A 23921-nucleotide genomic window follows, 5' to 3' on the forward strand; every position below is an offset into this window, starting at 1 on the left:
TTTTTATAAAAAATAACATGAAAGCCGTTGCCATGTCACCATTCAGTCCCATGTCTATTGGGAGTTTACTTTAGCAACTAATTGAATCTAGGAAACTCCTATTACGTTCTTTCCTATAAAGGCCACTGCAAAGCCCTATCGTTACGCTTATTCATTTAAGATGCCATTTCGGTGGCCACAGGAAATTCCTTAAGCCTTTTCATGAAGATGCATCAACTGCCGAATCTCAATCCGAAACGTGGGTATCCTAATCTTTTAAGCAAGCAAGCGGTATGACTTTAACACCGTCAGGACGTGTGTAGGCCATACTGCCACCCGTCATGACAATCATCAAATCAGGCTCTCGCAGTGGCACTTGCTTTTCCGTTTTGTTATGCTCATGAACGAGTCGTTTTATTTCCAACAAATGTTTGGCTCCTTCTTCTACTTCACGACTGCCAAGCTTACACTCTATCAGCGCATATCGCCCGTCATCAAGATGAAGCACCAAGTCGGCTTCCAAACCATAGCGGTCACGGTAATATGACAAGCGGCTGTCATGAGAAGCAGAATACACCCTAAGATCACGTGCACACATTTGTTCGAAAATAAAGCCGAATGTTTTCAGTTGGGTCATCAATACATGCGGTGAAAGATTGAGCGATGCCACTGCAACTGAAGGGTCGCAGAACGATCGTTTGGGTCTGCTTTGAATTGCGGTCTTACTTCTAATGGATGGGCACCAGGCCTCAATATCCTGAATGACAAACAGCTTTTCCAATGCTTCAACGTAGCTTTCAAGAGTAGGTCTGGTGCATTCTATATCATCTGCTGCGGTAACATCAGCCAATATCGAGGTTGTTTTTGCCAATGTGGAGATATTGCGTGCGTATGATTTCATAATTGCGTGCGCCAACTTCTGATTCCTTTTCACTCCGTCTATACGTGATATGTCATTTTTATATACAGATTTCACATACTCTTTGGCAACAAGCAGTTTTGACTTATCGTCACCTAAATTCAATGTTGCAGGCCAACCACCTCTACATGCAGAAAAGATAATTTCTTCCATTTTCAGCTCTGAAGTAGCGTAAACTTCTTCTTGTGGGTTCTCAAACATCTCCATCAATGACACACTGCCATTAGATTCTCCATATTCCCACAGGCTCATGGGCAACATCTCCACTCGAGAGATGCGTCCAGTTCCACTGTGATGAATGTTTCGGTCATCTACAGCGTTAGACCCTGTCAAGATGAATTGTCCCGGCACACCACGCTCGTCGACTATTGTACGCACTGCATCCCATAACATCGGGCCATCTTGCCATTCATCAATCAAACGCGGTACTTTTCCTTCCAGCAAGAACGATGGCTTTGTCCTGGCTGTTGCCATATACTCATCGCGATGGTCTGTGTCTTGCAAACTGATAACGCTGTTGGCCAATTGTCTGGCTGTGGTTGTTTTGCCACACCATTTCGGTCCCTCTATAAGCACGGCTCCCATTGCTTTCAGATGAGCTTTAAGTTGATCATCAAAAACACGTTTTAAATATACCATCTTCTATTGTTTTTTGGCTTTTCTTATTTCTGCCTGTAAAGATACTCATTTTTATTCAATTGCCATATATATTTTAAGTTTTTGCTGCATTTTATTTTAAGTTTTTGTGCTGTTTTATTTGTAGTTTTAGATGTGATTTATTTATAGTTTTAGATGTGATTGTTTGATATTTTACCTTAGTTGTAACCTACATACGCCACATTTTTTCCCACGCGTTTTATTTTTAAACGAAGGAGCCAGGCACTTTTTATAAAAAATAACATGAAATCCGTTGTCATGTCAAAAATAATGACTTACTTTGTAGGAAGGACAAATTAAAAACCTAATATTATGTACGGTAAAATGAAAGAACATCTTAGTCAGAGCCTCGATGCACTAAGAGAAGCAGGTCTTTACAAAGAGGAAAGAATCATTGAGAGTCCGCAAGACGCAGCCATTATGGTGAAAGGGAAAGAAGTGTTGAACTTCTGTGCCAACAACTATCTGGGACTTTCCAACCATCCGCGCCTGATTGAGGCGTCTAAGAAGATGATGGATCGCCGCGGGTTCGGCATGTCTTCCGTCCGTTTTATCTGTGGCACACAAGACATTCACAAAGAGTTGGAAGCCGCCATCAGCGAATATTTCAAGACCGAGGACACCATTCTCTACGCAGCGTGCTTTGATGCCAACGGCGGATTGTTCGGTGCATTGCTCACCGACGAAGACGCTATCATCTCGGATGCGCTCAACCACGCATCCATCATCGACGGCGTCAGGCTGTGCAAGGCCAAGCGTTACCGCTATGCCAACGGCGACATGGCCGAGCTGGAGAAATGCCTGAAAGAAGCACAGGCACAGCGTTTCCGCATCATCTGCACCGACGGCGTGTTCTCGATGGATGGCAACGTGGCACCGATGGATGAGATTTGCGACCTGGCAGAGAAGTATGATGCTTTGGTGATGGTAGACGAGAGCCACTCGGCAGGTGTGGTTGGCGCAACCGGTCACGGCGTGAGTGAACTGAAAGACACCTACGGCCGCGTGGACATCTACACGGGAACGTTGGGCAAAGCCTTTGGCGGTGCCCTCGGAGGATTCACCACTGGCCGCAAGGAAATCATCGACATGCTGCGCCAGAGCAGTCGTCCGTACCTCTTCTCCAACTCGCTTGCACCGAGCATCATCGGCGCCAGTCTGGAGGTCTTCAAGATGTTGAAAGAAGGCAACAGCCTGCATGACAAACTGGTGGAGAACGTTACCTACTTCCGTGATAAGATGCTGGCAGCAGGATTTGACATCAAACCCACGCAGAGTGCCATCTGTGCCGTGATGCTTTACGATGCGCCGCTGTCACAGAAATATGCGGCTAAATTGCTCGACGAGGGCATTTACGTCACCGGCTTCTACTATCCGGTAGTGCCGAAGGGCGAGGCTCGCATCCGTGTTCAGCTCTCTGCCGCACACACGCGCGAACAACTGGACAAGTGCATCAATGCCTTTATCAAGATTGGCAAGGAGTTGGACGTACTGAAATAATGCGCGTGCGACGTCAAACGCACTTTGAAAAAAAACAAACTATTTAAAACAAATCGACGCTGTACGGCTCTGGCTGTACAGCGTTTTTTATGGTACGGGGCAGTAATCGTAAACATCTGATGATCAACGGCAAAAATCCAGCTCGGCAAAAGATATGGAATTAGGGCACAAACGATATGCCTTTGATGCTCAACCTCAATCACTTTGACGGTCAATCTCCATGCTATTGAAAACCAATTGCCACACACTAAGAAAAAACAGCAGTGGTGACGTGTCAAAAAACAGAAACTTTTTTTTGACACGCCACCACTAAAACAACATAGGAATGATGATGCAGCCTGTGGCTTTTGTGGACGCACTTACCTATCCAGTCCTCAAAAGCAATCAGGCGTCATGGTTTTCGTGGAATCTCACGAATGTAGATATCACGATAACTCACCTTGCTGCCGTGCGCCTGCAATTCTATCTGCTCGATAGAAGGGATAGGCTGTTTGCGATCCCAATAGTTTTCCATCACCACGTTGTTCACCACCAGTTCGCCATTCAGCCACACGGTGACGCGGTCGCCTATCATCTTAATTCTGAACGTATTCCACTCGCCCACTCGCTCGTCAGCCACTTTCAAAGGTTTACTTTCGTACACCTTATTATTATATAGACCACCAGATCCCACTTGCGCACCTACATGCACACGAGCCGTATCCCAAATCTGCACCTGCGGGGTGCCACGCAGATAAATGCCCGCATCGGGTTCTTTGCCATGATGCAACTTCCAGTCGATCAGCATTTCAAAGTCACCATATTGACGAACGGTGCAAAGATTGTCGCCTTTCCCCGTAAAAACAAGTACACCATTTTCTACAACCCAACTTTTCTTAGCTTGTGCATCGGCCTTCACCTGCGCGGCAGCCAGTTCCTGACTGGACATTTGAAGTCGTTTAATAGGATTGGCCACCAAGCCCTTCCAGCCTGTCAAATCCTTTCCATTGAACAGACTAACGAAGCCGGTTTTCACTTGGTGTTGCCGCGTTTGTTTGTCGACGAGCTGCCGAAGCGTTTTGGCCTTCGAACCAGATAGCAAGGCACAGGCTTTTTCCACAGCGGGTTTCGTTCCCTCATCCAAGAAGTCAGGACGACTCAACACCAACTGTGACACGGTTTGTGCAGCTGTTTTCTTGAGATACGGATGGTTCAAGAAAGAGGAGGCATACAGCAGCGCCTTGTACGAACGCGTCTTGCCCAACTCTTTCAAGATGGTTTTTTGCTGGCTACTACTCTCGGTAAACTGCATGAGTTCACGCAGATACAGTGTTTTTACCTCCCCATTCTTACTGGAGGCAACCACCAACTTGACAGCTTGTGCAGCTGCCCGATTCTGCGCCTTGGCATCCATGCCGGCTCTCATCTCATCCAACAATCGGTACACCCCATCCAAGGAGCGGTCAAGCGTCGGATGATTTACCTGAAGATTGTTTGTGCCTGGCTGGCTGATAGCGCCGGCCTGAAGGGGAGCAAAGGAAAAGGCAAAAAAGACTGCCCATACAAAATAAAAGTTTCTCTTTCTCATGTAATAGATTTTTCTAAATAATGAATGATAGGTACGGCATCAACCATACCCATGCAAAAATAAGGATTTTGTTTGTAATATCCCGCCTGCTGCGCAAAAAGTTGCATTTCTAAATTGAGCTTACCTGCACACACAAGTTCGTTACGGCTACAACCTGCCTTCCTCACGATAGCTGTAGTAGCGACCATCGGTGATGATGATGTGGTCGAGAAAGTAGATGCGCATGGTCTCAGCGGCCTGCTTCACGCGCTTGGTCAGTCGGTCATCATCGCTGCTGGGTGTGGTATTGTTGCTGGGATGGTTGTGGCACAAGGCCAAGACCGTGGCGTTGCAGAGCACCGCCTCGCGCATGATGACACGCACATCGACGGCCGTTTCGCTGATGCCACCATGACTGATGCGTACCGACTTGATAAGCTTGAAGTTTTGGTTCATCAGCAACACCCAGGCCTCCTCCACGTCCAAATCTTGCATGCGGGGGTGCATGTAGTCGTAGATGGCGGCGGCCGACCCCAAATCTTGCCGTTCTTCGGCCCGCTCCATGGCTCTGCGCTTGGCCAGTTCGCAAGCTGCCAAGATGGTGATGGCCTTGGCCGGACCGATGCCCTTGTAACGAGTGAGGTCGTGAATGGACAGTTTGCCCAGACTGTTGAGGTTGTTGTTACAGCTGCTGAGCAGGCGTTTCATCAAGTCAACGGCACTCTCATCCGTCGATCCCGACCCGATGAGAATGGCCAATAGCTCAGCGTTAGACAGCGAGGAAGCCCCCAGTCGCTCCAATTTTTCGCGCGGTCGGTCGTCTTCCGACCAATGGTTGATGGCCAGACGCGTAGGAACGTCCTGCCTGTTCTCATCCTGCAGAGAACACGGGCGACTGCTGTCCTGGGGGTGGTTCATGATGGCAATTTTATCGGTAGAACGTTTTGTCAAAAGCATGGAACTCACCCTTGCCACGCATGCATCGCTTGTACCAAGCACTGATGAAGCCAAGGCCGTAGCCAAAGAGTTGGATGAAGGCGGCCCGAATGCTGAGAAATCCTATTCTTAGGCTTTCATTGCGGTAGGAAGAGTCGATTAAAATGGCCAGACAATAGATGACAAGCGGCGACAACCCGCCCCAAAAGAGATACTTGCCAACGCTATGAGTGCTGAAATGGTTGCTGGGTCCCGACCACAAAATCAGTCCGAATATCATGAGAAAACACAGCAACGTCACGCCCAAGGTGAACACCGTGGGCAGCAGATGCACCAGCTTGAGGCTCTCGGGGTGCTTCTTATAGAGGTTGATGCGGGCAATGCCGCTGTTGAACACCTGTCGGAAAAACTTACGAAAATCAGTACGGCGCTTGTGCCACACCCACGCTTTGGGGAACAATCGGCAGGAGTAGCCGCCTTTGAAGATGCGGATGGAGAAGTCGATGTCCTCGCCAAAGCGCATTTTGCTGAATCCGCCGAGCTTCAGATAGACGTTGCGCCGAACGCCCATGTTGAACGAACGGGGGTAAAACTTGTCCAACTTCTTCTTGCCACCACGAATGCCACCCGTGGTGAAGAAGGCGGTCATGGCATACGAGATGGCCTTCTGGGTGTCGCTGAACGACGGATGTGCACGGTCAGGGCCACCGAATGCGTCGGCCGGAGCAGCCTTCAGCTCCTTTTCCACCTCATAAAAATAGTCGTGCGGCACCACCACATCGCTGTCCAGAATGATGAGGTACTCACCCGAGGCCCGCTCAGCGCCGTAGTTACGACTGTCGCCCGGGCCACCGTTTGGCTTCATGAAATACTTGATGTCCAGTAGGTTTGCATATTTCTCACACACCTTATCACAAGGACAAGATGAACCGTCTTCGACAATCAGCACCTCAAAATCGGTGAATGTTTGTCGCCGCATACTCTCCAAGAGTTCATCTATCTCATCCGGTCGGTTGTACACCGGAACTATTACGCTGTATTTCATATTTTTAGTTGACGAGTTAACGAGTTGACAAGTTGACAAGTTGATGGCTTCGTTGCAGCACATTATGGATTTCTATGCAGCGCATTATGGATTTCCATGCAGCGCACTATGGGTTTCGATGCAGCGCACTATGGATTTCCATGCAGCGCACTATGGGTTTCGATACAACGCACTATGGTTTTCGATGTTGTGCACTGCGAACGGCAGACGCGTCATCAACAATAAAGAAAAAGAGGTTACAACACCCATTCCGATGCAGTAACCTCTCGTTCTTCCCCTCTGTAAAGAGAGACTTGTATATTCTTTATAAAAGACGTTTATTCGCTCACGCGGTTCAGGTAACTGCCATCACGGGTGTCTACCTGAATCAGTTCGCCCTCGTTGACGAACAGCGGAACACGCACTTCTACGCCCGTTTCGAGCGTAGCTGGCTTGGTAGCGTTGGTGGCAGTGTTGCCCTTGATGCCCGGTTCAGAGTGGGTGATGCGCAAAACGGTCTTCACCGGCATTTCAGCCAACAGCACACTGCCGTCGCTGGTGTCAGTAACTACCTCTACTACATCGCCTTCTTTCATGAAGTCTCCACCCGTCACAGCTGACTTGGGCAAAGGAATCTGCTCGAAAGTTTCCTGATTCATGAAGATACAACCAGTAGCATCTTCATACAAATACTGATAAGGACGACGCTCAACACGCACATCTTCCAACTTGAAACCTATCTGAAAGGTACGTTCCAAGACACGGCCGTCTGAAACATTCTTCAGCTTGGTGATCATGACTGTGTTACCCTTGCCCGGCTTTCTGTGCTGAAAATCGATGCAAGTCCAAATTTTTCCGTCAAGACGGATACATGTTCCGATCTTTATTTCCTGTGAATTGATCATTTGTTTGTTTATCTTGAAAAAATTATATATATAGCTTGTAACTCATTATAAAACGGTGCAAAGTTACGAATAAATTGCAAAAAAGCATACTTTTTGAGCCGAAAAATAGTTTAATCCTTTGTTATTCCGAAAATAATGAGTACTTTTGCACCCCAAAGTAATCAGAAAACAATAATATAAATATCAATAACAATGAAGAGAACATTTCAGCCACACAACAGAAGAAGGGTGAACAAACACGGATTCCGTGAGAGAATGGCAACAAAGAATGGTCGTCGCGTACTGGCTTCGCGTCGTGCTCATGGCCGCAAGAAATTAACCGTTTCTGACGAACATCACGGCAAATAAGCAAGCATAGCTTATCGGGCGTGACGCCAAAAAGCAGCAAAGAATTAGGTCTTTGCTGCTTTTTGCATCTTTCACGGCTACGGTGTCGGCAGTTAACCCACACTCAACGCACCAGCGACAACAGTTAACCAGCGCTGAAAAAACAAGAACTTTTATTTTGTATTATCTGCGAATTGACCTATCTTTGCATAAAACAGGCAGCGCCTCGGCAATTGCAAACAAGCTTGACTGCGCTCGGCTTGCGCTGTTTTTGCAAAAGACAGGCTGCGCCTAAGCATAGTAAACAAATTTGCTTTTTGTGCAATTTGCACTATCTTTGCATAAAGATAAGCTGTCATGAATTTGGCCATGCTACATCAACAAGCCATCAAGAAAGGGAATGAAATCATCTGAATTTTTCAATAAATTTAAGAGCTTTTACCTGTGGGGGAACCTCCTGGGCATGGCCGTCGCTATTGTTTTGGTTTGTCTTGGTGTGCGGTATGGCCTCGACATCTACACACATCACGGTGAATCGATTGCCATTCCCGACGTGAAGCGAAAATCTTTCAAGGAAGCAGAGAAAATATTAAGTCAGTTAGGCTTTAAGGCTGTGGTGAGTGATACAGGATATGTGAAGACAATACCCCCCGACTGCGTGTTGGAACAAACGCCCGCAGCTGGCGACAAGGTGAAGACTGGGCGCATCATCTACCTCACCATCAACGCCTCTAAATCACCAACCATCACCCTGCCCGACGTTATTGACAACAGCTCGCTGCGTGAAGCTATGGCCAAACTCACCGCTATGGGTTTCAAAGTGGGCACACCTCAATTCATTCCAGGCGAGAAAGACTGGGTATACGGCATTCTGGTTCGAGGGAAACATGTGGTGACAGGCGACAGGATTTCCATCGAAGACACGGTGATTATCCAAGCGGGAAACGGCATGCGCGACTCCACTGACGTGATTGACTATGTAGATCCGATTTATCCTGAATATGACCCAAGCGAAGAGGATGACGTTGATGGATTTGAAGAAGTGACGGGACCAGTGACGGAAACGGAGGAAACAACAACTCATCCACAAGAGGTCAAGCCCATCAACCCAAGCAAAACGGAACCCACCGTGCCACAGAAGAAAGAACCGACGGCACCCAGGAAGACCGAACCGACCACGCCTAAATCACCCAAATCCACTCCAAAATAAGAATAGATGGCCGAAGAAGCACAGGACATGACGTTGTTGGAAGACGATGAGGAACAGCAACTTTATGAGCATTTCCGCATCGTTGTAGACAAAGGACAGGAGCCTTTGCGGGTGGACAAATACATGTTTGAACGCCTGAAACACTCCAGTCGCAACCGTATTCAAAAAGCCGCGGACGCCGGATTCGTGCATGTAAACGACCAACCCGTAAAGAGCAACTACAAAGTTCGCCCGTTAGATGTCATCACCTTGATGCTGGATGCGCCGCAACACGACCATACCATTGAGGCCGAAGACATTCCCTTGGACATCGTGTATGAAGATTCCGACCTCATGGTGGTTAACAAAGCGCCCGGCATGGTGGTGCATCCAGGTGCCGGAAACTTTCACGGAACACTGATTAACGCCGTGGCTTGGCACCTGAAAGATTTGACTTCGTTTGATGCCAACGACCCCGCAGTGGGGCTTGTTCATCGCATCGACAAAGACACCAGCGGACTGTTGGTCATCGCCAAGACACCTGTTGCCAAGACAAAGCTTGGACTTCAGTTCTTCAACAAGACCACTCACCGTAGCTACAACGCCTTGGTGTGGGGCAACTTCAACGAGGAGGAAGGGCGTATAGAGGGCAACATCGGGCGAGACCCAAGAGACAGGTTGCGCATGAACGTGTTTCCACCCGACAGTGAGATAGGCAAAAGCGCCGTTACACATTATCGCATACTCGAGCGTTTCGGCTATGTAACGCTCGTGGAATGTATCCTGGAAACGGGAAGAACGCATCAGATACGCGCCCACATGAAGCACATTGGACACCCGCTGTTTGGCGATGAGCGATATGGAGGTACCGAAATTCTGCGCGGACAACGCAGCTCAACCTACAAAGCATTCATTCAAAACTGCTTCAAAGTGTGCAACCGACAAGCCTTGCACGCCAAAACATTGGGATTTGTACACCCCACAACAGGCCGACAGATGGACTTCACCTCCGACTTGCCCAACGACATGCAGCAACTTCTCGACAAGTGGAGCACCTATGTTCACGGCACTAACAACGATACTTTTGAAGAATAAACAAAAATATACATCATCTATGAATGATCTGAAACGTAACATTGCCATCGTTTGCGGTGGCGATTCATCAGAATACGACGTATCCATACGTTCGGCACAAGGCCTCTATTCGTTTTTTGACAAAGAGCGATACAATGTCTACATCGTCACCATCAAGGGACAAGACTGGAACGTTTGCTTTGACAACGGCGACACAGCCAGCATCGATAAAAACGACTTCTCGTTCGTTAAAGAAGGCGAAGCCGTGCTTTTCGACTACGCCTACATCACCATTCACGGCACTCCAGGTGAGAATGGCATCATGCAAGGCTACTTTGAGCTGTTGCACATACCCTACTCTACCAGCGGTGTGTTGGTGGAAGCAATGACCTTCAACAAGTACGTTCTGAACAACTACCTCGCTGCATTCGGCGTCAAAGTGGCCAAAAGTATGTTGGTGAAACGTGGGGAAGAGGACAAACTCTGCGAGCAGGAGGTGCAAGATGTCCTTGGCATGCCCTGCTTTGTCAAGCCTGTTGCTGACGGTTCGAGCTTCGGAGTGACCAAAGTGAAGAACACAGACCAGCTGGCTCCGGCCTTGCGCAGGGCCTTCATGGAGAGCGACACGGCCATGATTGAGCATTTCATGGATGGAACCGAACTGTCCATTGGCTGCTACAAGACCCGCGAGAAGAGCGTAGTGTTCCCCGCAACAGAGGTGGTGAGCAGCAACGAATTCTTCGACTACGATGCCAAATACAACGGTCAGGTGCAGGAAATAACACCTGCCCGCATCTCTGAACAAACGGCCAAGGAGGTTGCTGAGCAAACAAGTAGGATTTATGACATCCTACAATGCAACGGCATCATCCGCATTGACTACATCATCACCAAAGACGAAGCGGGCCAAGACGTGGTGAACATGCTCGAGGTGAACACCACTCCGGGCATGACACCAACCAGCTTTATTCCACAACAGGTACGCGCAGCAGGCCTGAACATCACCGACGTGCTGACCGAAATCGTAGAAAACCAATTCTAACTCCCCATCATGCATATCCCATCCGAATTCGACTCCATCCGTCCTTTCGAGCCCGAAGAGCTGCCGAAAGTGTTTGATCGACTGTTGGCCGACCCACAGTTTCAGCAGGTGTTGGCCTATCTTTATCCCAACGTGCCAACGGATGCAATTGCCCAACGGCTGCATGCCTGCAAGACGAACGTTGACTTTCAGAAGGCTTTCTGCTATGAATTCTTGCAGAAGCTGTTGGCGCAGAAAGCCAAGAGTTGTGACATGGATGCCACGGCCATCAGCAATGAGCGCAACTACACGTTCATCAGCAACCACCGTGACATTGTTCTCGATTCGGGACTGTTGGCAAAACTGCTGATAGATCACAACTTTCCGACCACCTGCGAGATTGCCATTGGCGACAATCTGCTATCGCTGCCATGGGTCAAAGACCTGGTGCGGGTCAACAAGGCCTTCATCGTTGAGCGCAGTGTGTCGTTCCGAGAGATGCTCGCCACCAGCAAACGGCTCTCCGCATACATGCACTTCGCCATTGGAGAGAAGAAAGAAAACATCTGGATAGCACAGCGAGAGGGACGTGCGAAGGATTCTGACGACCGCACGGCAGAAAGCATATTGAAGATGATGGCCATGGGTGGAGAGGGCAACATCATCGACCGACTGCAACAACTGCATCTGGTTCCGCTGGCCATCTCGTACGAATACGACCCCTGCGACTACCTCAAAGCAGCCGAGTTCCAACTGAAGCGCGACAACCCCGGATGGAAGAAAGGACCGCAAGACGACATCGTGAGCATGCAAACGGGCATCATGGGCTACAAGGGGCACATCCACTATCACTGTGCACCCTGCATTGACGATTACCTCAGCACGCTGGATGCCAACATGCCAAAGGCCGATTTGTACCGCATGATAGCCGCACACATCGACCAAGAGATACACCGTAACTACCGCATCTATCCCAATAACTACGTCGCCTACGACCTGTTGGAAGGGAACAACGCCGCATCGAGCCACTACACCCCGCAAGACAAAGCAACATTTGAGCAATACTTGTCGGACCAACTCGCCAAGATAGATATCCCCAACAAGGATGAAGCCTACCTGAGAGAGCGCATGCTGACGATGTATGCTAATCCCCTGAAAAACCATTTGGCCGCATGTTGAGATTCTCCGTCCTTGCCTTGAGCGTTGTAAGTCTGTTAGCAGCCTGCACCATCGACCCCTACGAGGCAGGCGACGGACAGTACTCGTACCTCAAGGCCGAGATGGCAGACATGCACACCGCAGCCAAATGCAAGATAGATTACGCCGTGACGGACACCGATGAGAAGCTCACATTCAGTCCTCCCTTCAGCTGTCATTGGGCCACCACACCCGACAGTACCTACCGAGCCATGCTCTATTATAAAAAATCACCTGACAAAACGGAAGGTAACACATGCGTCAAGGTGTGGGTGTTGCACCCAATGAAGCCATCAAAAAACACCCCCACCGATCCCGTGAAGCTGCAAAGCAGCTGGCTAAGCCAAAACAAGAAGTACATCAACCTGCGGTTAGGCGTGATGTCTGGAAAGCCCAATGACGAGAAACAGAAGCAAAAAATTGGCATCGTGCTCAACAAGCAAGTGACACACACCAATGGCAAGAAGGCCATTGACCTACAGCTGTTGCACAACCGCAACCAGGTTCCTTCCTATTACACCAACATCCTTTACATCAGCATCCCCACGGCTTCCTACAAATCTGGCGATTCCATCCGCCTTAAAGTAAACACCTACCAGGGCATGGTGGAGAAAACATTTGTTTTGTAGGCTGTCAATGCACCTTCTTTTCAACGTAATTATAACCACTACCGCCTATCAAAGGCTTGCGGTTTTCATACATTATTTCCCCAAAATCTCATTGTCAGCCGCGAAAAGCGAACAGCCCCTTACATTCAGTCCAAGTCCGCATAGTTTCTTGTCTGGCTTGCTTTATTGTCTGCTTTACCATAATATATAGGCTATAAACAGCGTTTCCTACACCCCCTATATACGGTATAATCATGTAAGAAACGCTTTATTCTCTTTAGTGCCCCATGCGTGAGGTATCAACTTCCTTAACTTTCTTTTCCTTGTAACCACCGAACTTATAGACAACTGCAAAAGTAACGGTAGACCAACTGTTGTTGATCTTCATACGATAGTCTTGGTTGCCTTGTACGGAACGAGTGTCGTATTTGTAGTTGAAGATGTTGTTGCCATTGAGGCGCAGCCCCCATTTTCCATCGTTTGACGACCATTGCAGTTTGGCATTCATTCGGAAGATGGGACTGATGTCATAAACTCCCTGTATTGCCTTTGACTGAAAGAAAGGATTCAGAATAAGACGCAAGTCCTGTGTTTTGCAAAGTTTTACCGATGCAGTACCTCCAAATATAGCAGAAAGTTTCTTTCGATTGAATGGCAAGTCGAAGAAATGGCTGCTCTTCTCGTGCTTGTAGGTTCCTACGGCAAACACGTTTCCGTTGAACCATTTGCCCGCACTGAAGATGGCAGAGGCCTGTAGTCCGAAGTTATTTGAATAATCGAAGTTGGTTTCCTTCATGATGACAGCCACTCGGTCTGCTGTCTGATAAGGCAACTGCACGAAATAATCTGGCTTCAGACTTGCGAAAGCCATCAGCGTATAACGTCTCTTGATCTGCCACATCAGGTTGACATTATAATAGGAGTATGGTTTCAAATCGGGATTGCCATGTACCTCTGTGTAGGTGGATGAGTAAAACACATTGCTCATGGTTGACCAATAGCTCGGAAACACTGAATTGGAATTGAAGGAGAGATTGAGCAAATGGTTGTCGTTGATGCTCCACAAAGCATTGAGCGTAGGATAGATGCGCCATTTATCCCACATCGGGGAGTGGTATTGCTCGGCAGCAACGGAAGCCTCAAGACTGATTGCCTTGTTGACCTGCTTGCTGAAACCTGCATACATGTTCCATATCCGCTCATTGATGTCAACACTACTGGTCGCATCGGGTAAAATGTTTCCCTTCTTATCGAGGGTGTTCTGATAGCTCTTGTTGCTCGCAAACTGTCCTTGCACGCCATACGACAATCCCCATCCATGTGACAATGAATGGGTTTGGTCTGCCGTAAACATCCATTTATTGATGGTCTGCTCACTGCTACTCGTCAGGTTGCGTTCTGTTTCAGTCGTATTTTCATCCACCTGCAACGTGCCGTCAAGCCATTGTTGCTGCGGCGTGCGATAGTAAGTGTACGAGCCGCTAAGGATAAGTCCGAAAGGAAGTGAGTAGTTGACATCCACATTGTGCAGATACTCATGACTATCATGGTGCGTTCTGCCTACACTCAAACCAGTCGTTTGGATGTTGGAGCTGGCCTTTTCCCAATTTCCGGTATAGGCAATGTCGAGATGATGATTCTTGCTGAACGCATAATTCATACCCAATCGGTAGTCGTGTGTGATGCCAAACGACTTCTGCCAAGTTTCGTCATAATAGTTTACACGTTTGCTGCCCAAAGGATGATTGGCTATGCGTGAAGACTCACTGTATGAATTGCCGTTAACGTATTGATATTGCGCATCCAGTCCAAACTTGCCTCTTTGCATGGAAAGGTAAAGATTGCCAAAGCCAGTTGAATATTTGCTTTGCTGCAATCCGCCAACCATCTGTCCCGACAACTGATTGGTGCCAGCATAATCTTTCGTAACAATGTTGATAGCCATGCCACGAACATGATAGCGAGCTGGGGCAGACAACATCACCTCGGCCTTTGCCAACTGTGCGGCAGGCATCGCTTTCAGTCTGTCTGCCAGCTGTTCTTGCGTCAACGTAGTGGCTTGTCCATTGACAATCAGCGTCACCGCATTGCCCAAGAGGGAGATACTACCAGTGGCATCGCTGACACCGGGAATGCGTGTGAGAGCCCCATAAGCGTTGTCGGCAGGCAACTGCTTCAACAGCAGCGGCATATTGTACAATAGCATGCCACGCTCAGCCTTGACGATGGGGCGCGAGCCCTTTACCATTACTTCAGGAAGATTGTGCATCATGGATTCCATGGTGAGTGAATCCTTTGAACTTTGCACTTGTGCGTGAATGGATAAGGTGGATGCCAAGATACATCCCAAGAAAAACATTCTACATCTCATTTGCTGCTGATGTTGGTTGAGTTTGACTGATTCGACTAATGAATACAGCGCAAATTTATAAAATAAAATCATGAATCCCCAAAAAACTTGTATATAAGTGGCAATGATAGCATTACCAACAGAAGCATCAAGGAAAAGGCACAGCGCTTTGGGGGGATAATCCTATGATGAAGAAAGAGGCCTTTCCATCGATTAGCAGTGCCGATGTTCGTTCTGTGAAAGAGAGTTGGCAAGGGAAATAGGCGTTTGGCAAGCACCTATAATTCGTTGACTATTTTTACCAAATTTCCCCCTAAAAACAGCCATTCAAAACTTTCAATCTGGAAAAAATCAATAGGCTGGCAGGAGGTAAACAGGGAGTAATTGGGTCAAGAAATTCGGCTATTTACCATCAAAAGCATGCCTTAACCTGATTAAAGGTTTCACTTTGGCCTTTAATCTACAGGCTGTTGGCATGCTAAAGCATGCATATTGCTCGCTTAAAGCAATGCTTTTGTCTACAAAACGCATGAAGCATGAGAGCCAATTGTCAGTATAAACCCATAAAACCCTATTTATCAAAGAGATACAAAAGCTGTTTATCCTTAGCGTATTTTCGGTCAGACGCAAGGTTGTTTGCAAATACGCCAAGCATGAAGAGGCACGTTGTCAAGAAAAATATACATACGGACACGCATGATTCTCATTCTGTCAACGTGAACAAAGCGTAAACTTAAAAGGGGATACACCATTTGGCATATCCCCTTTGACTTGTTTTTATATCGAAGAAAGTTATTTTTCTGTCACCAATCGCATGGTGTCGCGTGCGATGACAATCTCTTCATCGGTAGGAATCACACAAACGGTGACCTTCGAGTCGGGGGCAGAGATGATGGCTTCCTTGCCACGAACCTTGTTGGCTTCGGCATCCATCTTTACACCCAAGAACTCTAATCCGCTGCAAGCCTCAAGGCGAGTACTTATCTGATTCTCGCCTACGCCAGCCGTCCACACGATGATGTCAACGCCACCCATAACAGCAGCGTAGGCACCAATGTATTTCTTGATGCGGTAGTTGTACATCTTCAGTGCCAACAGAGCCTTCTCATTGCCCTCTTCGGCTGCCGATTCTATCTCGCGCATGTCCGATGAAATGCCGGTAATACCGAGTACACCACTCTCCTTATTCAAGAAATCGGCCATCTCTTGAGGCTTCTTGCCCAACTTCTCCATGAGATAGGTAACGGCCGAAGGGTCGATGTCGCCCGAACGCGAACCCATCATCACACCAGCCAAGGGGGTCAATCCCATGGAGGTATCGATGCACTTGCCGCCCTTGATGGCTGTAACACTGGCTCCATTGCCGATGTGGCAGGTGATGATGCGCATGTCCTTGATGTCCTTACCTAAGAATTCACACACACGTTGTGACACATATTTGTGACTGGTACCATGGAAGCCGTAACGACGTACATGATATTTTTTGTACAGTTCGTATGGTACGGCATAGAGGTAAGCATAATCGGGCATGGTGCTATGGAACGCATTGTCGAACACACACACCTGTGGTGTGGTGGGCATGAGTGCATCCACGGCACGCAAGCCACGCAGATGACCGGCATTGTGTACGGGAGCCAGGTCGCACAGGCTCTCGATTCCGTCTTCCACATGCTTATCTACAATCACGCTATCCTCGAACAGGTCGCCGCCTTGCACGATGCGATGGCCTACGGCATCAATCTCGTTTAATGACTTGATAGCCCCAATCTCGGGGTCGGTGAGCAAAGAGAACACGAAGTTCACGCCTTCTTTGTGGTCGGGCATGTCGTGCATGATTTTCTTTTTCTCGCCATTGGGCAATGTTACTTTCACAAAGGCCTCATCGAGACCAATACGTTCTACACCACCTTGAGCCAACACTGACTCGTCGGTCATGTTGTAGAGTTTATACTTGATAGAGCTGCTTCCGCAGTTTAATACTAAGATGTTCATTTGTAAGTTTATGAATTAAAGAGCCTCTCCCCCTACCCCTCCCCAAAAGGGAGGGGAGTAGTTAGCTTGGCATGTATTATTTTTCTTTGTTAAAGCCTCTCCCCCTGCCCCTCCCCAAAAGGGAGGGAAGTAGATGGCTTGGCTTGTATTATTTTTCTTTGTTAAAGCCTCTCCCCCTGCCCCTCCCCAAAAGGGAGGGGAGTAGTTAGCTGTATGATGTTGAATTATGTTGTAGAACTATCAATTTGTGAGCTTATCAATTAAACCAACTATCTATTCCCCTCCCTTTCGGGGAGGGGTTAAGGGGTGGGGCTGTAACTTGTAAACTATATCACTCCTACTCCTCTTTCTTGGCATCTTGTGCCTGGCAAGCGGTGATGGCCACCATATAATAGATATCATCTACCGAGCAACCACGGCTAAGGTCGTTCACTGGGCGCGCAATACCTTGCAAGATAGGACCTATGGCAATGGCATTGCCCAAACGTTGTACCAGCTTGTAGCTAATGTTTCCTACTTCCAAATTGGGAACCACCAATACATTGGCATTGCCAGCGATAGCACTTCCCGGTGCTTTCTTTTGTCCTACCGACATCACCAAAGCGGCATCGGCTTGCAACTCGCCGTCGATTTTGAGTTGTGGAGCACGCTGTTTAGCCAATTTTGTGGCTTCTGCCACTTTCGCAACGACCTCATGAGAGGCACTGCCTTTGGTAGAGAAGCTCAACATGGCCACGCGTGGTTCCTTAAAGCCTGCCACACTCTTTGCTGTTTCAGCGGTAGTCACGGCAATTTGAGCTAACTGATCCACATCGGGAACAGGTGTAACTGCCACGTCACCCATAACCACTACTCCATTCTCGCCATACTCTTTTGCCTGCGTAATCAACAGCATGGCACCACTCACGCAAGTGACACCGGGCGCACACTTGATGATTTGCAGTGCAGGGCGCAACGTATCTCCCGTCGTACTCAGCGCTCCGCTAATCTGTCCATCGGCACCTTCGGTCTTGATAATCATGCAGCCTAAGTATAAAGGATTCTTCACCAACTCGCGTGCTTGTTCGAGTGTCATGCCCTTTTTCTTTCTAAGTTCGGCTAACAGCGTGGCATATTCCTCACTCTTGGGATTGTTTTCAGGGTCAATGATGGTAGCCTTGTCAATATTCTTCAGCGCTCGCGCTTCTGCCATTTTGTGAATCTCCGTTGGGTTACCAATCAAGATAATGTCTGCAATGTCGTCGGCCAATACACGGTCAGCGGCACGTAGCGTTCGCTCCTCCAATGCTTCGGGGAGCACAATACGTTGTTTGTCGGCTTTTGCTCGCTCAACAATTTGCTGTAATAAATCCATGATGTTGTTATTTATATTTTGATTTGTGTCATAATAGCGGCATCCACATGCCCGCAACCCACGGTAGACATCAAAGCAAAAAAGAAAGATTTAACTCGTTGACATCCACCCTGCATTGCAATTGCAAAAATAACAAATATTATTGACATGCGGAATGAAACGTCTATAAAAATACTAAACATCGCAAAAAGGACTGTATTCCACGAAAGAATACAGTCCTTTTTTTCTTCTATTTGTTAACCAATGGTTTTTACCATTTATGCTCAGGTGTGTTGCCTGTTGGTGCTACTGGAGCAGGGTTGTTGGTGCAATCTACATTATAGTTGGTTTCGGTTTGTACGATACACCAGTTCATCCATTCAGGAGTTGTTGTGGTATTCCAACGGTAGCCATCAACGTGGTTGCTCTTAGGATAACTACGGATAATGCCCTTGTTCAGGCGCTTGATATCGAATGTAGCCAATCCTTCTCCCCAGAACTCAACACGACGTTGCCACCAACATTCATTTTGGAACTTAGATGTTGATGTGTTGCCGTATGCTTCGTTGTGCTTACCATAAACATAATCAGCGTCACGCATCTTGGCAAACTTGGTCAAGAGAGCTATACCTTCTGCCTCATTCATCATACCTGCAGCTTCGGCTTCTATGAGATACATCTCCTCAACGCGCATCATTGGAACTGATACCGCAAAGCCAAGCATTTGGTTGTGACGTCCAGCTTCACCACCAGCAAGTCTAAACTTCAGTGGCAGACCGCCAACACCGACATAATTGGTTGTAGTGTTGTAGCCTGTTCTGTAAACCCAAGCAGGATAGTCGGTATATGCCTCGAGTGCTTTTAGTTTCATTGCTTTTGTTGCTTTGTCGTCAGCACCCTTCAAATCATCAATAGCAAAGTCTACAAAGCATTTTTTGCGCACATCCGTTTGTGGTATCGTTTCATAGAGATGGCGGTCGATGAGCCAGAACTGTCCATAGCTGGCAGCATAGCCACATCCTGATGTTTCAGGGTCAACCTCGAGACACATCTGTGATCCCCAGCTTGAGTCACCGTCGTTCAGTCGGATGTTGGGGTCATCAAGTTTGTAAGTAGCACAGAGCATCCATGCATCATTTGGCGTATTGAAACCTGTCATGCGGTCGGTGTATTGTTCACCTGACATGATGTTGTAACCCTTCTGTGCCATCTTCGCATACTTGCGGGCATTTGCCCAATCTTCCATGGTAAGATAAGTACGAGCTTTTAGACCATAGACTACAGAGAGGTCGGGTGTGGTCTTGGTTGTACGAGAGTAATTTGCCAAGTACTTCTCAGCCTTGTCAAGGTCAGACAGAATAAATGCATAGATTTGTTCGTTGGTTGCACGCTTATTGTGCGCAGCCTGTTCTGTCGTCATGTTTTCCTTTTGGATAGGCACCGTCTCGGCATTCTTATCTTTCGCATAAGTCTTAGGGGCGAACATACGTGCCAAGTCGAGATAGTAGAGAGCTCTCATGGCATGAGCGATACCTGCTCCTTCCACACGGTCGCCCTGTGGATTCTCGCCTGCAATGGCGATGACGTCATTACAAGATTTTATCCAACCGAAATAATAGGTCCACGGCATCTGTGGGTTAGCGTATGTAGGACCTAAGTATTGTGAAATGTAGAAACCCTCATACCAGTTGATGTGTGGCTGCAGAATGTCCTGTCCCTGAACATCGCGCATGAGATAGAATGTTGGATAACCAAAATCGTTTCCGGCCGCTCTGCCATTACCTCTATATGTGAATTGTCCAACCAAAGTAGACGTGATGCCATCTACCAAACTTTGAAAGGCTGAGGGGGCTTCCTGAACTTGTTTCTGTGCCACAGTGGAACTTTGAGGGTCATATTCTTCAATACACCCCGTCATGCTGAAAGCTAATGTCGCAACAGCAAAAGTCTTTATGATATTTTTCATTGTTGTTTCCTTATTAAGTTGTTAGAATGTCAATTGTACACCACCAGAAATATTCCTTACTGGAGAATATACGTTCACGCTTTCATTTCTATCGAATGCATAACGAGGGTCAAGTCCTTTACGCTTAGACCAGAAATAAAGGTTCTCGCCAGCAGCATAGATACGGATGTTTGAAATGTAAGGCACGAGATTCTTAGGCAAGGTATATCCCACCGTAAATGATTGGAAGTTGAGATAGCTTGCATTGGTGAGCCAACGATCTGATGCCTGTGCAGCATACTTATCTTTATATTGCCAACGTGGAATGTTGCTTGTTGTATTGGTAGCACTCCATGCCTTGATATAATCCTTGTGATAGTTGTATCCTTCAGCTTTTGAAGCCTGGGGAGTCATCAGCGTTTGGTAACGCGCATCGTAAACCTTTCCACCCAATTGATAATCGAATGACAATGACAGGTCGAAGTTACCGAAACGGAAGTTGGTACTGAAACCACCGAAAAGGTCGGGAGCATTAGAACCATGTGCGTAACGGTTTGCCTTATTAGGATCGGTTGTTTTACCCGAATACTTCTTACCAGGACGGTTGGTGATCGTAGCGTCAGCCTTACCTAACGTACTCATATCCTCGTCGTACCAATAAAGGGCTTGTCCCGTTTCGTCTACACCCGCATAAGCATAGGTCATGTAGTTCAACATTTCACCACCTTCCTCATACCAATAAGGACTTTCTAAGAATCCACCATTATCCAAAACCTTGGAAGCTGGCAACTTTAATATCTTACCCTTGTTGTGTGCAAGGTTCAGCGAAACAGTCCAATCTATATCTTTCGTGCGGATAATAGCACCTGTAAGATTTACTTCAACACCTGAGTTTCGAATGTCACCCACGTTACCGTAATATCCGCGTGAACCCATTGACTCGGGAACAGACAGCCAGAAAAGCAAATCGGTTGTCTTCTTTGAATAGAAGTCGATGTTACCTGTCAAGCGGCTTTGCCAAAGGTCGAACTCTACACCGACATTAAAGTTTGTCGTTGTTTCCCAAGTAATCTCTGGATTACCAATTCTCCAGAATTTAGGACTCATTGCAGTTTCACTTGCCTTGGAAAGTCTATAAAGATTGGTGTAAGCATAATTACCGATATTGTCGTTACCCTGCTGTCCTACAGATGCCTTGAGTTTCAGAACATTCAACCATTTCACATCCGAGAGGAAGCTTTCCTTGTTCATAATCCAGGCACCGCCCAGCGACCAGAAGCTACCCCAGCGATGTTCTTTGGCAAAGTGAGATGTTGCATCGTAGCGGTAGGAAACAGAGCCGTAATACTTTTTGTCGTAGTTATATTGTACGTTTCCGAAGTAACCCTCTACGTTATATGGTGTTTTATAAGAAGTGTTGTTCGACTTGGTTGCAAATGCTGCCAACTCCTTAATGTCTGGCGAGAAGTTACCTTTGGCTGTGCCTTCAAGGAAGTTCACTTCCTCCTTGTAGTATTCATGACCCAACATCACGTTCAAATCGTGTTTATTGAATTCTTTGAAGAACGTAAGGGTTTGAACAAAGTTGGTACGCAAAGTGTTGCTCACCGACTTGGTCAACTCACCGCCTACCGAACTCTTTGGCAATACAAATGAGCTACCATAGTCGGACAATTGCGTTTGTCCCCAGATAACGGTGTTGGTCATGTTAAACTTCAAATAGTCGGTAATGTTCACGTCCATAAAGAAGTTACCATTCAGCTGGTTGCCTATCCGTTTGTACTCATTATACTGATTGGCTCCGATAGGGTTACCCAACATAAATGCACGTGTCAAGCCACCGTTGCTACCAGACGAACCATAGTCGAAGCGTTGGTGTCCATATTTATCCACTGCAATAACAGGATTGCCTTGCTTATCAAGCGTACGCACATAAATAGGATAGATTGGTGCCATCATTGAAGTATAGTACATCAAGTTGACCTGTCCCAAATCAGCACTCATATTTGGATTAGACAACTGGTTTGAATGCACGAATGCTACATTTGCACCCAACTTAAGCCATTTCTTTGCTTGGTAGTCTGCCTTGATACGAGAGGAGAAACGGTCGTAGCTTGAATGCTCTATAATACCGTCTTCATTGAGGTAACCTGCGCTGACGTAGAACGAAGAACGATCGGTAGAACCGCTTACACTGACATTGTAATCTTGTCGCAATGCCGATTTATAAGCTGTGTCAGTCCAGTCATCTGGTGTCAAATAGTAATCCAAGCCATCTGTACCCTTGAATACACGTCCTAATTTAGCACCAGGCACCACATGTCCGTCCATACCAATAAGGTTCTGTCCCTCTGGTAGCGTGTAGACATTGTAGTTACCCAATTGCTTCATCATCATTTGATTAGCCCACAGGTTGGCGTCTGCATCATTCTTCTTCCCCGCGTTCTTGGCGTAGTTGTTGAACAGCGTATAGTAAGACTCATAGTAAGCCGCTGGTGAATCAAGCACGTCATACTCTTGTACCGCACGAGTATTGGCACCCCATTTTACATCCACATTGACAACAGCTTCACGTGATTTACCTTTTTTAGTGGTCACGATGATGACGCCAGAGGCACCACGCGCACCATACAAAGCAGCAGAGGCTGCATCTTTCAATACGCTGACAGATTCGATATCACCTTGTGGAATATTGGAAAGACTGGCTGTATAAGGCGCGCCATCGACAATAATCAATGGGTCGGTACCTGCATACAAAGATGAAATACCACGAATGTTCATGGCACCAGCACCAGCACCTGGAGCACCAGAACTGCTACGCATTTGTAAACCCGAAACGTTTCCTACCAAAGCATTGGCAACGTTTGTCGTCACATGCTTTTGCAAGTCTTTGGAGTTCATAAATGTAGCTGAACCAGTAAAGGCAGATTTTGTTTGTGTACCGAATGCTACCACAACAACTTCATCCAAGCTCTTGTTTTCGGGTTCGAGCACCACATTCATCTCGGATTTCACTGTCAATGTCTTTGACAGCATACCGATATAGGAAAACTCTAAGCGGCTACCTGCATTTGGAACATTCAGTGAGAACCGTCCATTGGTATCTGTAATGGTTCCTGTCGATGTACCGACAACCTTTACCGAAGCACCAATGATTGGCTGACCATCTTCAGAAGAAGTTACCACGCCTTTCACTGGCATTTGTGCCATTGCCATACCTATACTTAGGAACAGGCACGCGAGAAACAATGTTAGTCTTTTTTCCATAGAAATTTCTCCTTTCAATCGCTAATTTAACATATTGTTTATTATTAATGGTTTGTTCAGTAGTATTAAAGTAGCTCTTAGCGATAGATATTTATACAGGTTTCATTCCTCGCCCGCCTGTTTACATTTCAGTCTGTAAACGAAGGTCTACC

At 47.2% G+C, this 23921-nt stretch carries 17 protein-coding genes; 7 read left to right on the forward strand and 10 right to left on the reverse strand.

Annotation, left to right across the window (positions count from 1 at the left end):
* Positions 1-247: 247 nt before the first annotated feature.
* Complete coding sequence (locus HMPREF0650_RS11885; protein WP_004351082.1) at positions 248-1537, reverse strand: ATP-binding protein; 1290 nt, start codon at positions 1535-1537, stop codon at positions 248-250.
* A 330-nt stretch (positions 1538-1867) separates the two neighbouring features.
* Between HMPREF0650_RS11885 and kbl the strand changes: the two genes are divergently transcribed.
* On the forward strand, positions 1868-3055 hold the full coding sequence (gene kbl / locus HMPREF0650_RS11890; protein WP_004351083.1) for a glycine C-acetyltransferase: 1188 nt from the start codon (positions 1868-1870) through the stop codon (positions 3053-3055).
* 391 nt (positions 3056-3446) lie between these two features.
* Here kbl and HMPREF0650_RS11895 read toward each other — a convergent pair whose 3' ends face one another.
* The 4 genes from HMPREF0650_RS11895 to efp all read right to left on the reverse strand — a co-directional run bounded on the left by HMPREF0650_RS11895 (position 3447) and on the right by efp (position 7466).
* Positions 3447-4622, reverse strand: coding sequence for a 3-keto-disaccharide hydrolase (locus HMPREF0650_RS11895; protein WP_004351084.1), 1176 nt, complete (start codon positions 4620-4622; stop codon positions 3447-3449).
* A 147-nt stretch (positions 4623-4769) separates the two neighbouring features.
* Complete coding sequence (gene radC / locus HMPREF0650_RS11900) at positions 4770-5519, reverse strand: RadC family protein (protein WP_004351087.1); 750 nt, start codon at positions 5517-5519, stop codon at positions 4770-4772.
* 10 nt (positions 5520-5529) lie between these two features.
* The gene (locus tag HMPREF0650_RS11905; protein WP_040563376.1) at positions 5530-6582 is read right to left on the reverse strand and encodes a glycosyltransferase family 2 protein; all 1053 of its coding nucleotides are present in this window, start codon (positions 6580-6582) and stop codon (positions 5530-5532) included.
* A 317-nt stretch (positions 6583-6899) separates the two neighbouring features.
* Complete coding sequence (gene efp / locus HMPREF0650_RS11910; RefSeq protein ID WP_004351090.1) at positions 6900-7466, reverse strand: elongation factor P; 567 nt, start codon at positions 7464-7466, stop codon at positions 6900-6902.
* A gap of 192 nt (positions 7467-7658) precedes the next feature.
* Between efp and rpmH the strand changes: the two genes are divergently transcribed.
* The 6 genes from rpmH (at position 7659) to HMPREF0650_RS11940 (ending at position 12903) form a co-directional block, all read left to right on the forward strand.
* A complete protein-coding gene (gene rpmH / locus HMPREF0650_RS12910) occupies positions 7659-7814 on the forward strand; it encodes a 50S ribosomal protein L34 (protein WP_004351099.1) in 156 nt (51 codons plus the stop codon).
* A 379-nt stretch (positions 7815-8193) separates the two neighbouring features.
* Positions 8194-9003 carry a PASTA domain-containing protein gene (locus HMPREF0650_RS11920; RefSeq protein WP_004351100.1) on the forward strand — a complete coding sequence of 270 codons (810 nt, stop codon included), beginning with the start codon at positions 8194-8196 and terminating at the stop codon, positions 9001-9003.
* Positions 9004-9009: 6 nt separating this feature from the next.
* A complete protein-coding gene (locus HMPREF0650_RS11925; protein WP_004351103.1) occupies positions 9010-10077 on the forward strand; it encodes an RluA family pseudouridine synthase in 1068 nt (355 codons plus the stop codon).
* 19 nt (positions 10078-10096) lie between these two features.
* Positions 10097-11098 carry a D-alanine--D-alanine ligase gene (locus HMPREF0650_RS11930; protein WP_004351104.1) on the forward strand — a complete coding sequence of 334 codons (1002 nt, stop codon included), beginning with the start codon at positions 10097-10099 and terminating at the stop codon, positions 11096-11098.
* Positions 11099-11107: 9 nt separating this feature from the next.
* On the forward strand, positions 11108-12256 hold the full coding sequence (locus HMPREF0650_RS11935) for a 1-acyl-sn-glycerol-3-phosphate acyltransferase (RefSeq protein WP_004351106.1): 1149 nt from the start codon (positions 11108-11110) through the stop codon (positions 12254-12256).
* Positions 12250-12903 (forward strand): NigD1/NigD2 family lipoprotein, encoded by a 654-nt coding sequence (locus HMPREF0650_RS11940; protein WP_004351107.1) that lies wholly within the window; start codon positions 12250-12252, stop codon positions 12901-12903. The genes HMPREF0650_RS11935 and HMPREF0650_RS11940 overlap by 7 nt, the downstream gene beginning before the upstream one ends.
* Positions 12904-13159: 256 nt before the next feature.
* Here HMPREF0650_RS11940 and HMPREF0650_RS11945 read toward each other — a convergent pair whose 3' ends face one another.
* From HMPREF0650_RS11945 to HMPREF0650_RS11965, 5 genes are all read right to left on the reverse strand, one after another.
* Positions 13160-15253: an outer membrane beta-barrel family protein gene (locus HMPREF0650_RS11945; RefSeq protein ID WP_040563384.1), complete on the reverse strand. Its 2094-nt coding sequence runs from the start codon at positions 15251-15253 to the stop codon at positions 13160-13162.
* Positions 15254-16024: 771 nt separating this feature from the next.
* Positions 16025-17224 (reverse strand): acetate kinase, encoded by a 1200-nt coding sequence (locus HMPREF0650_RS11950; RefSeq protein WP_004351111.1) that lies wholly within the window; start codon positions 17222-17224, stop codon positions 16025-16027.
* 337 nt (positions 17225-17561) lie between these two features.
* Positions 17562-18578, reverse strand: coding sequence for a phosphate acetyltransferase (gene pta, locus HMPREF0650_RS11955; RefSeq protein WP_004351113.1), 1017 nt, complete (start codon positions 18576-18578; stop codon positions 17562-17564).
* Positions 18579-18828: 250 nt separating this feature from the next.
* Complete coding sequence (locus tag HMPREF0650_RS11960) at positions 18829-20523, reverse strand: RagB/SusD family nutrient uptake outer membrane protein (protein ID WP_004351115.1); 1695 nt, start codon at positions 20521-20523, stop codon at positions 18829-18831.
* Positions 20524-20544: 21 nt separating this feature from the next.
* Complete coding sequence (locus HMPREF0650_RS11965; RefSeq protein ID WP_211205589.1) at positions 20545-23769, reverse strand: SusC/RagA family TonB-linked outer membrane protein; 3225 nt, start codon at positions 23767-23769, stop codon at positions 20545-20547.
* Between the last annotated feature and the right edge of the window lie 152 nt (positions 23770-23921).

Origin of the sequence: Hoylesella buccalis ATCC 35310, assembly GCF_000177075.1 — a bacterium.
Classification (GTDB): Bacteria; Bacteroidota; Bacteroidia; order Bacteroidales; family Bacteroidaceae; genus Prevotella; species Prevotella buccalis.

Coding starts and splice junctions, on each gene's coding strand:
- pta (WP_004351113.1), bottom strand. CDS start 18,578: ATGGATTTATTACAGCAAATTGTTGAGCGAGCAAAAGCCGACAAACAA.
- HMPREF0650_RS11940 (WP_004351107.1), top strand. CDS start 12,250: ATGTTGAGATTCTCCGTCCTTGCCTTGAGCGTTGTAAGTCTGTTAGCA.
- HMPREF0650_RS11960 (WP_004351115.1), bottom strand. CDS start 20,523: ATGAAAAATATCATAAAGACTTTTGCTGTTGCGACATTAGCTTTCAGC.
- HMPREF0650_RS11930 (WP_004351104.1), top strand. CDS start 10,097: ATGAATGATCTGAAACGTAACATTGCCATCGTTTGCGGTGGCGATTCA.
- HMPREF0650_RS11905 (WP_040563376.1), bottom strand. CDS start 6,582: ATGAAATACAGCGTAATAGTTCCGGTGTACAACCGACCGGATGAGATA.
- HMPREF0650_RS11945 (WP_040563384.1), bottom strand. CDS start 15,253: ATGAGATGTAGAATGTTTTTCTTGGGATGTATCTTGGCATCCACCTTA.
- HMPREF0650_RS11920 (WP_004351100.1), top strand. CDS start 8,194: ATGAAATCATCTGAATTTTTCAATAAATTTAAGAGCTTTTACCTGTGG.
- HMPREF0650_RS11935 (WP_004351106.1), top strand. CDS start 11,108: ATGCATATCCCATCCGAATTCGACTCCATCCGTCCTTTCGAGCCCGAA.
- HMPREF0650_RS11895 (WP_004351084.1), bottom strand. CDS start 4,622: ATGAGAAAGAGAAACTTTTATTTTGTATGGGCAGTCTTTTTTGCCTTT.
- radC (WP_004351087.1), bottom strand. CDS start 5,519: ATGAACCACCCCCAGGACAGCAGTCGCCCGTGTTCTCTGCAGGATGAG.
- kbl (WP_004351083.1), top strand. CDS start 1,868: ATGTACGGTAAAATGAAAGAACATCTTAGTCAGAGCCTCGATGCACTA.
- efp (WP_004351090.1), bottom strand. CDS start 7,466: ATGATCAATTCACAGGAAATAAAGATCGGAACATGTATCCGTCTTGAC.
- HMPREF0650_RS11965 (WP_211205589.1), bottom strand. CDS start 23,769: ATGGAAAAAAGACTAACATTGTTTCTCGCGTGCCTGTTCCTAAGTATA.
- HMPREF0650_RS11950 (WP_004351111.1), bottom strand. CDS start 17,224: ATGAACATCTTAGTATTAAACTGCGGAAGCAGCTCTATCAAGTATAAA.
- HMPREF0650_RS11885 (WP_004351082.1), bottom strand. CDS start 1,537: ATGGTATATTTAAAACGTGTTTTTGATGATCAACTTAAAGCTCATCTG.
- HMPREF0650_RS11925 (WP_004351103.1), top strand. CDS start 9,010: ATGGCCGAAGAAGCACAGGACATGACGTTGTTGGAAGACGATGAGGAA.
- rpmH (WP_004351099.1), top strand. CDS start 7,659: ATGAAGAGAACATTTCAGCCACACAACAGAAGAAGGGTGAACAAACAC.